This window comes from Methanobrevibacter sp. (genome assembly GCF_045586545.1).
Taxonomy (GTDB): domain Archaea; phylum Methanobacteriota; class Methanobacteria; order Methanobacteriales; family Methanobacteriaceae; genus Methanocatella.
In genome coordinates this window covers 1-12,541 of sequence record NZ_JAZNAN010000068.1, presented here as the reverse complement: position 1 = coordinate 12,541, position 12,541 = coordinate 1, and the positions used below count along the sequence as shown (strand labels likewise).

Below are 12,541 nucleotides of genomic sequence, written 5' to 3'. Positions count from 1 at the left end.
GTTTGAATGTTACTTTTGTGCCTGATGATTCAGGTGTTGTCAGTGTTGATAATGAGGGTGTTGTAACTGCTTTGAGGGAAGGTACTGCAACTATTGTTGTTAAAGTTGGCGGTGATGGTGTTTACGCTGAAAATACTACTGTTATTAGTGTTTCAGTAAGTAAAGTGACCACTGAAATCACTGTCAATCCTGTTTCATTAGACTTGTTTGTTGGTGATGAGGCTGTTATTGTTGTTGCTTTGACTCCTGCGGATGCAGGTAATGTTGCTTTCACATCCAGTGATAATAAAGTTGTAACCGTTGATGGTGAAGGCAATGTAAAAGCCGTTGGAGCAGGTAAAGCCAACATTATGGTTTCTTTTGCTGGTGATGACAAGTACTTTGTCACAGAAAATAAAACCGTTAGTGTTACTGTCAGTCTGAAGGATTCTTCCATCAGTGCTGATGATATTGAATTGAACGTTGGTGCCAATGCCACCATTGAGGTTGTTACTTTCCCTGAGGGTTTGGAAGTTACTTACGTGCCGGATAATTCAGGTGTTGTGACTGTCGAAAATGGGGTCATTACTGCAATTAAGCAAGGTACTGCCACTGTTACTTTAAAAGTTGGTGGAGATGGAATATATGCTGAAAATTCAACCGCAATTACCGTGACTGTAAATAAACAGGATGTAAATGTAAACGTTTCAATGCCGGATAATGTTACTGTCGGGGATAATGCAGCTGTTGAGGTTACATTGCCGAGTGATGCAGGCGGAAACGTAACACTAAAAGTTGATGGTGAAGTTATTGACACAGTACCTGTTACAAACGGAATTGCAAGTGTTGAATTGCAGGATTTAAGTGTGGGAAATCATACTGTTGAGATTGCATACTCTGGTGATGATAAATACGGTTCAGTATCTCAAACAAAAGAAATTACAGTTTTTAAAAAGGATGTGACTCCTGAAATCACTATTCCATCAGACATTGAATTTGGTGATAATGCAACTGTTGAGGTTACATTGCCGAGTGATGCTGGCGGAAATGTAACACTAAAAGTTGATGGTGAAGTTATTGACACAGTACCTGTTACAAACGGAACTGCAAGTGTTGAATTGCCGGATTTAAGTGCAGGAAGCCACACAGTTGAAATTGCCTATTCTGGTGATGACAAGTATAATCCAAGCACTAAAACCGCAATGGTCCGTGTGGATATGGACTCAACCAAGTTAACTGCTGGAAATGTGACTGCAACATACAAAGTCAAAAAATACCTTACAATCACATTGACTGACAGCAGGGGAAGTCCAATAGCCAATGCTACAGTATCTGTCGAGTTGAAGTCTCTTGAAAACTACACTACCGATGCAAACGGCCAAATCAAAGTAAAAATCAGCAATCTGGTTCCAAAAACATACACTGCAAAAATAACATTCAAGGGCGATGACAACTACATTGGATCCAACACTACTGCTAAAGTCACAGTCAAAAAGGCCTCTTCTAAAATAACTGCCAAGGCAAAGACCTTCAAGACAACAACAAAAACCAAAAAGTACACAGTAAAACTCAAAAACAACAAGGGCAAGGCCCTGAAAAACAAGTGGGTTTACCTTAAAGTCAACGGCAAGACCTACAAGGCAAAAACCAACAGCAAAGGAAAGGCGACCTTCAAAATTACCAAACTGAACAAAGCCGGCAAATTCAAGGCAACAATAACCTATAAAGGCAACGACTACTACAAGAAGACCACAAAGAAGGTGAAACTCAAAGTAAAAACCACCTTCAAGACAGTTTCCAAGGGAAGCAAAAACCATGCAATAGTCAAGAAAATTCAAAGGGCTCTTAAAAACAACGGATATTATCTTGTCTACAACGGCCAATACCTTAAAGTCGATGGAATATTCTGGGACTACACTGAAATGGAGGTCAAGCACTTCCAGCATGACAAGAAACTGAAAGTCACAGGTAAGGTTGACGAGAAGACCGCCAAAAAACTGAAAATAATTTAAACGTAGGTGTACCTCACCTACAACTTCTTTTATTTTAAAAAATTCCTAAATCATTCCACCACTTCAATGCTTCATGATGAATTTCATGCTTCCTTCGTTAAATTATTGTTATATCTGCTAACTTGGCCAGGGCATCGAAAGCATCCAGTATATACTGAGTGGGGACTAAACGCTTTTTTCAACATATTGCAAGGCATTAAATATTTAAGGGGGCAAATTTTTTCAATTAGTTCTGGGTTATTAGAGTGATAATGAGGGCTGCACATCAGCTTAATGGGATTACCTGATAGGTGAATGGGATATGGTTGACAGGTAGTGCTGTTATTGTTGAAGTTTGGCAGGATTAAATCAGTACTTGCCAATGTAAACGTTTTTAAAAAGAGAGATTTGGTGTTTAAGCGACGTATTAAACACCAGTGTTTGTTTGAGGAAAATTATATGTTTGGCAGATTTTTTTTTAATTTTCCGGCGACTTGTATCAAATTAGAGAAATTGTGAGAAAATCTAATTCAACACGGGGTCTAATTTTTGGAGAGTATTATTTTTTGACCAATAATGTAGAGAGTTTTAGGTTTACCTAAATTTCATCTCTATTACATAGTTTGTTGCCATGGTATATAAAGGTTACTATTTTTTTAGGCATACCTAAATTTTTAAAATTCTTAAAAAAAGAGAGATTTAGGAATATGATCTTCCTAAATTAATTTTTGAATTTCTTCACGGACGATTTTGTTAACCATACCGCCATCGGCCTTTCCTTTGAGCTGTTTCATACACATTCCCATTAAAGGACCCATAGCTCCCATTTGACGTTCTTTTACCATTCCTTCATTGTTGGCTACAATTTCGGCAATGATTTTGGCAACGTCATCTTCGCTCATCATGGTTAAATTGTTTTTCTCGGCAATTTCAGAAATTTCCTCATCAGGACTTTCAATTGTTTTAACTGCCAATTTACGAACGCTGTCTTTTGCAATTTTACCTTCAGCCAATAATGTGAAGATTCCTTTAAAGTGATCCAAGGTCAATACATTAACATCGTAGCCTTCTCTTTTGATTTCCCTTAAATCATATGCAAGTAGAGATGCTACCGGTGTTGGGTCTACATCAACATCAGCTAAAATACTTTCAAACATGTCTGCTTCTTGTCTTTTAACCAATTGTGTTGCCAGATCTTCACTTAATTTGTATTCTTCAATTATTCTTGCCTGTTTTACATCAGGCAATTCAGGCAAATTGTTTGCGATAGGTTCAATTCTTTCAGGTGTAATCTTAAACAATGGAATATCGGTTTCAAGATACATCCTGTTTGCTGTAGGAAGAGGTCTCATGTATTCTGTGTTTCCATCATCAAGTGCCTTACGGGTTTCTTCAACAACACCGTCCAAACCTAACTCAGCTCTTCTTTTAACTTCCTCTAAAGCTGAAATTGCTATATCCTCATCATGAGCTACAATAATAAATGCATCATCTTTGCCAATATTCAGGAAGTCATTTACCTTATCCACTTCTTCCTGGGTGATTCCATAAGCTGGAAGCTCATCGGAATGGAAAATGCCTGCCACTCCACGTTTTTTAGCATAGCTTGCAATTTCAGTACCAAATCTTCTTCCAGGTTGTACTTCACGGCCAATCAATCCATCAAAACCTTTTAAAACAACAGCTTTAATGGTTTCAGCTGATTTTAAAATTTTGGATCCGGTATCTTCAAGCAGTTCATCCAAATCATGAATTTCATCTAGAACTTCCGCATTTCTTGCGTTAAGCTCTTTTTTAATTTCAATTAAAGATAATTGTCTTTCCACTTCACGGTTCACGATTTCAGCCATTAAATCCAAATCCTGAACACCTTTAATTTCCACACGTGCACCTTCGGCAATGGAAATGTTCAAGTCCTGCCTGATTGTTCCAAGACCTCTTTTAACATTGGTACTTCTCAAGATTTGACCAAGCATATATGCAACTTCCCTGACTTGATCGGGATGGTGCATTGAAGGGTCTGTTGTAATTTCGGCAAGCGGAATACCCAATCTGTCTAATCTAAACTCGGTAAATCCGTCTTTGGTTTCAATTCTTCTTGCAGCATCTTCTTCAAGACCTAAACTTTCAATGACAACTCTTCCGTATGGGGTATCCAGGTATCCGTCAGTTGCAACCATACCGGTTCTTTGAAATCCGCCGGTGTTACTTCCATCAATAACCTGTTTTCTCATAGTATGGAATTCATCTACAATATGCATATTCATCAGGCATGCAATTGTAATGCAGATGTCAAGTGCTTCTTCATTTAAGCTGTGAGGTGGTTCGTCATCGTTTTCAACAAGACAGGTGTGCTTTTCAAAGTTTTCATATTTGAAGTTCAATCCTCTTAGGGACTCTTGAAGAGCAGCTCTGTCGATTTCACCAAGCTCTGATTGGGTTGGCCTTAGTTTTCTTTGAATCAATTCATCAAAATCATCATCAACAAGTTCTGTTTTACAAGGACAGAACAGTTTATGCTCACTGTTTAATTGTTGGTGAATTTCAATTCCCATTTTCAATCCTAATTTTTCGTAATCCATCTAAACCACCTTAATTCAAGAAATCCTTAATTGAGGATTTTTTGCCAAATTCACCTGCAACATTTGTTTGCATAATTTCTTTCACTTCATTGTAATCGTCACTTTGACCTAATGCCCAGCATAATTTCACATATGCGGTTTCAGGGGTCATGTCAATACCTGAAATCACTCCGGCATCAATGATGTTACGTCCGGTTGAGTAAACATTCATATTCACTCTGCCGTAAAGGCATTGTGAGGTCATAATAACAGGAATGTTCTCTTCTTGTGCTCTTTTAAATGAGTCAATCAGGTCATTTGGAACATGTCCAAGACCGGTTCCTTCAATAACAAGGCCTTTATATCCATTGTCAATGTGATATTCAATATAATCGGCAGATATTCCAGGGAAGCTTTTGATAAATCCGACTTTATCTTCAATAGCGGTATACAATTCAAGTTCATTTTCTCCCCTTTTGGTGTAATCATACTCTGGGTTGATGTTGACTTGCTTATTTTGTATTTTGGCTATTGGCTGTGCGTTAATGCTTCTGAAAGTGTCTCTTCTTGAGGTATGCATTTTTCTTACTTTAGTTCCTTTGTGCAAGTAAGTGTACTCGTCGTTTAAACTTCCATGCATACAAACGCAGACTTCTGCAATGTCTGATTTTGCGGCGATAACTGAATCAATCAAGTTGATGTTGGCATCGCTTGAAGGCCTGTCTGAACTTCTCTGAGCGCCGGTGATGATAATTGGCACCGGTGTTTTTAACATGAAGCTTAAAGCAGCTGAGGTATAATGCATTGTATCGGTACCATGAGCTATTACAACACCATCAGCGCCATTGGAAATATCATTAGCTATTTCTTCTGCAGCCTTAACCCAGTATTCAGGTTTCATGTCTTCACTTAAAATGTTATATAATGCCTTAACATTGTAATTCGCATAATCCAATAACTCTGGATTGGCTTTCACTAGGTCTGAAGCTGTAAATTTAGGATGCACAGCTCCGGTTCTGTAATCAATAACGGATGATACTGTACCACCAGTTGAAACAATGGAAATATTCTGTTTGGAATCATCATGTGGAATTTCAGTCTCGTCATAACCTATTTTAGGTTGTGAACCCTTTTTGATGAGTTCGGCTGTAGTGTCTTCAATAGCCACGCCAATGTTATATCCACTTGATAATTTGATTACAAGATATCCATCATCGGCATCTTCAGGCCTGTCGAGTAAGATACCAGTATAGGAAATGTCCTCCTTATGCACCTTAATAGTATCTCCTATACTAAAATCGTAATTTTCTATATATTTTTGGGAAATTTCTTTATATGTCATCAAATCACACTATGAATTGTTTTTTAGCCATTCTGCTCCGGCTTCTAAAACTTCAATATTTACACCAATCACTTTTGGCTTTGATGCAAACATTTCGCGAATAGCATTTTCATAAGATTCACATTTTAAAACATCAGTCAATTCAGTCAATGCGCCTAAAAGTGCTGTGTTTGCAGTTCTGGCATTTCCATGTTCTTCTGCAATATCTACACAAGGCATCGCAATAACCTTGATGTCCCTGTCTGTTTCAAACTCGCCGATTTTTGAATCGTAAAGTATAACTCCACCATCTTTTACATCTTCTGAGAACTGTTCTAAAGATGGCTTGTTTAAAGCAATGAGAATGTCAATGTCATCAACTACAGGTGTTCCTATAGTTTCATTGGAAATTACTACAGAACAATTTGATTTTCCACCTCTTTGTTCCGGTCCGTAACTAGGATACCATGAAACATGTTTTCCTTCAGCACAGGCGGCTTGAGCTATTGTAAGTCCTGCACTTAAAACTCCCTGACCGCCGAATCCTGAAACTTTTATGCTTGTTGGTTTAATACTTTCATCGTCAACATAACCTGAATCATCGTCACGGTTTACATTGAATATTCTATCCAATGATTCAGTTGAAAAGTCACTGGCAGGCCTTTCTACTGGTTCTTTTTTGTATAAATTATTTCTGAAGTTTTTAACAGGGAACTCTTTTTCCATTTGTTCTTCAATGAACTTTTGAGCACTGACAACATCCTGTTTTAAGTTTGTAGGACAAGGTGACAATACTTCTACAAATGAATATCCTTTTCCTTCTTTCTGCACTGTCAATGCCTGCTTGATTGCAAATTTCGCAAGTCTGATTTTTAATGGATTTGCAAGAGAAACCCTTTCAATAAATACTGGTGCTTTTAAGGTATTGATTAATTCACACATGTGAGTTGGGTGTCCAGTATAATTAGGATCCCTTCCAGTCTGACATGTAACTGTTTTTTCACCGATTAATGTTGTCGGAGCCATTTGCCCACCGGTCATTCCGTAAACGGTGTTGTTCACGAAAAATACTGCAATTTTTTCTCCACGGTTTGCAGCTTGAAGGGTTTCATTTAAACCAATGGAAGCTAAATCTCCATCTCCTTGGTAACTCATGACAATTGCATTATCCTGTGCTCTTGAAATACCTGTAGCTACTGCAGGAGCTCTTCCGTGAGCTGTCTGGAAGTTACCGCAGTTAAAGTAGAAATATGCATATACGGAACATCCTACAGGAGAAATCATAACACATCTCTCTTGGATTCCAAGTTCATCCATACATTCCGCAATTAATTTATGTAATATTCCATGTCCACAACCGGCACAGTAGTGAGTAGATTGAATATTGGTTCCTTTTCTAGGATATTCTTCTAAAAGGGATTGTGGATTTCTACGTACTTGTAATTCATAATCTTTATCATTTAAATTTTGTTCACTCATTTTTCCACATCCTCTAATCGATTATATTTGGACTTGCCTTTTCCTCACTTCTTTTGGATAAGTCTATGTCTTCATCTTCATATCCTGCAATTTCATAAATTTTAGCAAGAATCTCTTTTAATTCAATTAAGTTTCCACCCATTCTATTGACTAAATGAGTATCATCTTTTCTGAGTGCTGCAAATTGAACATCCGCCAATAATTGGCCGTTACTCATTTCAACAGATATGAAGCTAACTCCCTTATCGGATAGCTCTTTGATTCTGTCAACTGGGAAAGGAGATAATGTAATTGGTCTTAAAAGTCCGACTTTTATTCCTTTTTCACGACTTTTGTCCACAGCAGATCTTGCAATACGGCTGCTAATTCCAAATGAAACTAAAACAATGTCTGCATCTTCAACTTGATATTCATCAACAATAACTTCCTCTTTTTCCATTTTTGCATATTTTTCTTGAAGTTTAAAGTTGAAATCTTCCAAATCATTAAAGTCATTAAAAATTGAAGTAATAAGATTGTCCATGGTTTCTTTAGTTCCCTTAACAGCCCAAGGCTTATCATTTTTAGGTTCAATCGCTTTTTCAGGGAACACTAACGGTTCTGCCATCTGGCCTAAAGTACCATCAGCTAAAACTACTACAGGGTTTCTCCATTTATCTGCAAGTTCAAATGCTTTCATTGTCAAATCACACATTTCCTGAACGCTGTTTGGAGCCAAAACTATGTTTTTATAGTTACCGTGACCTCCACCTTTTACGATTTGATTATAATCTCCCTGTTCAGGTCCAATATTTCCAAGTCCAGGTCCTGCCCTCATGATATCAACAATAACTGCAGGCAATTCAGCACCTGCAAGGAAAGTAAATCCTTCCTGCATTAAACTGATACCCGGTCCTGATGAGGAAGTCATTACCCTGTGACCAGTTCCGGATGCACCATAAACCATATTGATTGATGCTTCTTCACTTTCAGCTTGAACAAAGTTTCTTCCAACCATCGGGAAGTATTTTGATGCTTCATGTAAGATTTCACTTGCTGGAGTAATAGGGTATCCAAAGAAACAGTCACATCCCGCATACATTGCACCAATGATAACAGCGGTATTTCCTTTTACCATTTGATTACTCATTTAATTTCCCCCTTGATTAGCCACTTTAGCTTTAATCATTTTTGCAACGGAATCATTAACAATTTTCTTATACTGATGTACTTCTAATGCTAATGGCTCAGGACAGGTAAAGTAACAATCTTTACAGCCTGTACATCCATTTCCACTATAATAAGCAAATTGATATCCTGCGTTATTCATGTCTTCTGATAGTAATATTGCATTTTGAGGACATCCGATAATGCATCTTTTACATCCTTTACAAATTTCTTTATTTATAACTGGATAAGATATCTCTTCTGTCATTATATCATCTAAATTAATTTTTATTATCTTTTTCTCTTATTTCCACTCTTCTTATTTTACCACTGATGGTTTCTGGAAGTTCATCAACATATTCCACCATTCTTGGGTATTTATAAGGAGCTGTAACTCTTTTAACATGATTTTGAATGTCTTTTGTTAAAGAATCTGATGGTTCATAGTCAGGTTGCAAAACAATGCTTGCTTTCACAATCTGGCCTCTTACTTCATCAGGATAAGCGGTAATTGCGCAGTGTGCTACTGCATCGTGAGAAAGTACTGCACTTTCTACTTCATATGGTCCAATACGGTAACCTGAAGATTTGATGATGTCGTCGTTTCTTCCGACAAAGTGAACGTATCCGTCTTCATCAACCCATGCGGTGTCTCCGCAGTGATAATATCCATCATGTATTTGTTCTGCTTGTTTAACAGGATCTTTGAAATATTCTTTGAATAATCCTGGAGTTGGTCCTTCAGTTACATCAAAACAAAGTTCTCCTTCTTCACCAATTTCTACAGGGATATCGTTTTCATCTAATAATTTTAAGTTATAAAGTGGAGAAGGTTTACCAATTGAACCAATTTTAGCATCTAACCAAATAAATGTACCAATGGATAATGTGGTTTCAGTTTGACCGAATCCTTCTTTAATTCTTAATCCGGATAAATCATAAAATCTTTCGGATACTTCAGGAGGTAATGGTTCTCCGGCTGTTGCCACATATTTTAAATTTGAAAAGTCATAGTCATCAATTTTTTCTTTAATCAAAAATCTATAAACTGTCGGCGGGGCACAGAAAGTATCAACTTTATTTTCTATAATTTTTTCAAGTAATTTGATTCCATTAAACCTTACGTAATCATAAATAAAAATGGAAGTTCCAGCAATCCATTGTCCATAAAGATTTCCCCATACTGCTTTTCCCCATCCTGTATCTGATGCAGTATGATGAACACCATCTTCTACAACATTCTGCCAATATTTAGCAGTTGGAATGTGGCCTAATGCATAAGTATGCCTGTGTGAGACCATTTTAGGAAGTCCGCTAGTTCCGGAGGTAAAGTAAATTAAGAATACTTCATTAGCCATCGGATTATCTTCTCCAGTTGGCCTTTCGAAAATTGGACTTTCTTCTTCAATAGCCTTGTTAAAGTTAATCCATCCTTCTCTGTCGGTTTTAATAACAAGTTTTTGTATATCCCAATCAAGGCTTTTTTCAACTTCTTCATAATCCGGCAATAATGTGTCTTCTTCAACGGTAATGATTGCTTTTACATCGGCTTGTTTTAATCTGAAATCAATATCATGAAGTTTTAACATGTGAGTTGCAGGAATAGCTATTGCACCAAGTTTGTGCAATGCGACCATGCAGAACCACCATTCATATCTGCTTTTTAAAGTAAGCAATACTTTATCGCCTTTTCCAATACCTATTTTTTTAAATAAATTAGCTGTTTTATTTGAATACTCTTTCATATCTTTGAAAGTGAATGTGTGGTTTTCATCGTCATCATTTGTCCAGATTAACGCAATCTTGTCAGGGTCTATTTCTGCATATTTGTCCACTACGTCAAATCCAAAATTGAAATCATCATTGAATTTTAGTTTAAAATTATCAAAAAAATCCTCATAAGAGTCAAAATCAACTCTTTCTACAAAATCTCCTATTACTGATGTCATTATATAATACTCCTTGTAAATGTTATATGATTACTGCTAAGAATTTAGCGGGTTTATCGTTAAGTGCTACCATTGCATGTCTGTGTGCGGAATCAAAGAAGATACAATCTCCTTCGTTAAGTATAATCTCGTTATTGTGAATGTATATTTTTACTGAACCTTCAAGAATGTAGTTAAATTCTTGACCAGGGTGTGAATTTAGTGAAGGTTTAGGATTCTTTTTAGGGTCCACAGTAACAAGGAAGGTTTCAGCTTTTTTGTGAATGAATTTTGAACATAAATTTTCGTGTGTGTACTCTTTGCTACGATCCACGGAAACTCCTTTTGTTGCACGGGTCACATCAAAGATGCTCATCCTACTTTCTTCACCAGTCAATAATAATCCTAAATCAACTTTAAAAATATGTGCAAGTTCATATAAAAAACTTGCTGGGATGTCTATTTCGCCATTTTCATATTGGATATAAGTTTCTTCTTCAATGTTTAAGCTTTCTGCAATTTCTTTAATAGTAATGTCTGATAATTCTCTTAGTTCTCTAATTCTATTTCCAATATCTTTGTTGTATTCATTCATTCATAAACACCTTATTTTTTTACATTGATTTGTATTATAATATTAATATTATAACATAATCTAATTTTTGAATCTAAAATTATATAAAGGTTATTAAAAATCGTGATAATTCATTATAAATTTGGTGAATAAAATTTTTTTAAATGGCTATTTTTTGTACATTATAAGAAAGTTTTAAATATTACGAATTTTATAATTCAATGTTAATTGAAGGAGATTATAAAATGACATCAAATGAAATTGGTACTGACATAATTTTTAAAAAACAATTAGGTTTGAACTATGAAATCGACCAAAAATATGTTGGTTTAAAAATGAAGGAAAATAATATTTTATCTTTCAATTTTAGAGTACCTGGCGATTTAAAAGATGAAGTTGAGTCATATTTTAAACGATTTAAATTGGGTGAACCTATTTTAGTCGATATTGGAGGTACTGGGGATATAAGATGCGAATTTAAAGGAATTTCTCCAGTTTTAAAAAATAAAGAAGAATTCGATCAATACTTCTTGTCAGCAACTCTTCAGGAAGATAAACAGTATGATCCTTTTGAAGAGGAAAAATGTGAAACTTGTAGTGGATGCGGATTCCACTAATTTAACTTTTTTTTATCCGTACTGCTGCTTAATTTTTCTAGTTTCTGAGAAAATATATTTTATTAAATAGAATGTTCCAATAAATGCTATAATCAATGAAGGTATAATCCATGGCATTTGGCATGTAATTGCATCAAATGGAGTTAGTTCTAGAATAGTTGCTACAACATTGTTGATAAAATGAACGCTCATTGGAATTAGTATATTGTCTGTTTTTAGGTATAATATGCACATACAGATTCCAAATAGGAATGCGCTAGTTATTCCTCCGAACTCATGGCCAATTCCAAATAGGAATGAGGATATTAACATTGCAGGGATGAGTCCGGTTCTAATTTTCAATCTGTTAAATAACACTCCCCTAAAGACAAGTTCCTCAACGACAGGAGCAAAGAATATTGCTGTAATTGCATCAAACAGTATTATGCCTGATTCAACATCGACGCTATCGATATCCCACATTGAAACCCAATTGGGATCGCCTATGCCCGAAAGTATGTCCAAACCGGAAATTAGCAGTAAAAATAGGCAGGCAAATATGATGTTGATTAGGAAAACATAAAATATCTCTCTTCTGTTATTTCTTTCAAAGACATTGGAAAAGTTCCGGCCTAATCCTTTTGTTCCTTTCAATGCCCATACGAAGAATAATAAGATTAATGATACATAGACCAGGAAAAATATGTCATCTGATTCGTATATTATCGGAAAAGCCATCATCAAAATTCCAGTTATTATTGATACGACAATTATTGCGGCAATTAATTCCCTAATTTTTATTGTTCTTAATCTGACATTAAAATCTTCAACACTAAAGTCCATGTTTTTTCTCCATTATCCAGTAAATATGATGTAATCTTTTTTAAATTAGTATTACTAACATTTTAGTTATTATTTTTTAAAATATATTAATCTATGCTTTTTAAATTTTTAATCGCTTAAATG

At 35.8% G+C, this 12,541-nt stretch carries 10 protein-coding genes; 2 read left to right on the top strand and 8 right to left on the bottom strand.

Features of this window, described 5'->3' with window-relative positions; all coding sequences use genetic code 11:
- Window positions 1-1,991 (top strand): Ig-like domain repeat protein (locus ACKI3D_RS05590; protein ID WP_407392776.1); only part of this gene is annotated, 1,991 nt, incomplete at its 5' end.
- 695 nt (window positions 1,992-2,686) lie between these two features.
- On the opposite strand, the gene gatE is transcribed toward ACKI3D_RS05590, so the two are convergent.
- The 7 genes from gatE to ACKI3D_RS05555 are packed head-to-tail and all read right to left on the bottom strand — an operon-like array spanning window position 2,687 to window position 11,000.
- On the bottom strand, window positions 2,687-4,552 hold the full coding sequence (gatE, locus tag ACKI3D_RS05585) for a Glu-tRNA(Gln) amidotransferase subunit GatE (protein ID WP_407392774.1): 1,866 nt from the start codon (window positions 4,550-4,552) through the stop codon (window positions 2,687-2,689).
- 10 nt (window positions 4,553-4,562) lie between these two features.
- Window positions 4,563-5,873: a Glu-tRNA(Gln) amidotransferase subunit GatD gene (gatD, locus tag ACKI3D_RS05580; protein ID WP_407392772.1), complete on the bottom strand. Its 1,311-nt coding sequence runs from the start codon at window positions 5,871-5,873 to the stop codon at window positions 4,563-4,565.
- A 9-nt stretch (window positions 5,874-5,882) separates the two neighbouring features.
- Window positions 5,883-7,331 carry a 2-oxoacid:acceptor oxidoreductase family protein gene (locus ACKI3D_RS05575; RefSeq protein ID WP_407392770.1) on the bottom strand — a complete coding sequence of 483 codons (1,449 nt, stop codon included), beginning with the start codon at window positions 7,329-7,331 and terminating at the stop codon, window positions 5,883-5,885.
- A gap of 13 nt (window positions 7,332-7,344) precedes the next feature.
- Window positions 7,345-8,460: a 3-methyl-2-oxobutanoate dehydrogenase subunit VorB gene (locus ACKI3D_RS05570; RefSeq protein WP_407392769.1), complete on the bottom strand. Its 1,116-nt coding sequence runs from the start codon at window positions 8,458-8,460 to the stop codon at window positions 7,345-7,347.
- The gene (locus tag ACKI3D_RS05565) at window positions 8,461-8,745 is read right to left on the bottom strand and encodes a 4Fe-4S dicluster domain-containing protein (RefSeq protein ID WP_407392767.1); all 285 of its coding nucleotides are present in this window, start codon (window positions 8,743-8,745) and stop codon (window positions 8,461-8,463) included.
- Window positions 8,746-8,758: 13 nt separating this feature from the next.
- Window positions 8,759-10,426 carry an AMP-binding protein gene (locus ACKI3D_RS05560; protein WP_407392766.1) on the bottom strand — a complete coding sequence of 556 codons (1,668 nt, stop codon included), beginning with the start codon at window positions 10,424-10,426 and terminating at the stop codon, window positions 8,759-8,761.
- Window positions 10,427-10,448: 22 nt separating this feature from the next.
- Complete coding sequence (locus tag ACKI3D_RS05555) at window positions 10,449-11,000, bottom strand: helix-turn-helix domain-containing protein (protein WP_407392764.1); 552 nt, start codon at window positions 10,998-11,000, stop codon at window positions 10,449-10,451.
- A 224-nt stretch (window positions 11,001-11,224) separates the two neighbouring features.
- Here ACKI3D_RS05555 and ACKI3D_RS05550 point away from each other — a divergent pair, with 224 nt between their 5' ends.
- Window positions 11,225-11,596, top strand: coding sequence for a hypothetical protein (locus tag ACKI3D_RS05550; RefSeq protein ID WP_407392763.1), 372 nt, complete (start codon window positions 11,225-11,227; stop codon window positions 11,594-11,596).
- A 12-nt stretch (window positions 11,597-11,608) separates the two neighbouring features.
- On the opposite strand, the gene ACKI3D_RS05545 is transcribed toward ACKI3D_RS05550, so the two are convergent.
- A complete protein-coding gene (locus tag ACKI3D_RS05545; RefSeq protein WP_407392761.1) occupies window positions 11,609-12,418 on the bottom strand; it encodes a CPBP family intramembrane glutamic endopeptidase in 810 nt (269 codons plus the stop codon).
- Window positions 12,419-12,541: the final 123 nt, after the last annotated feature.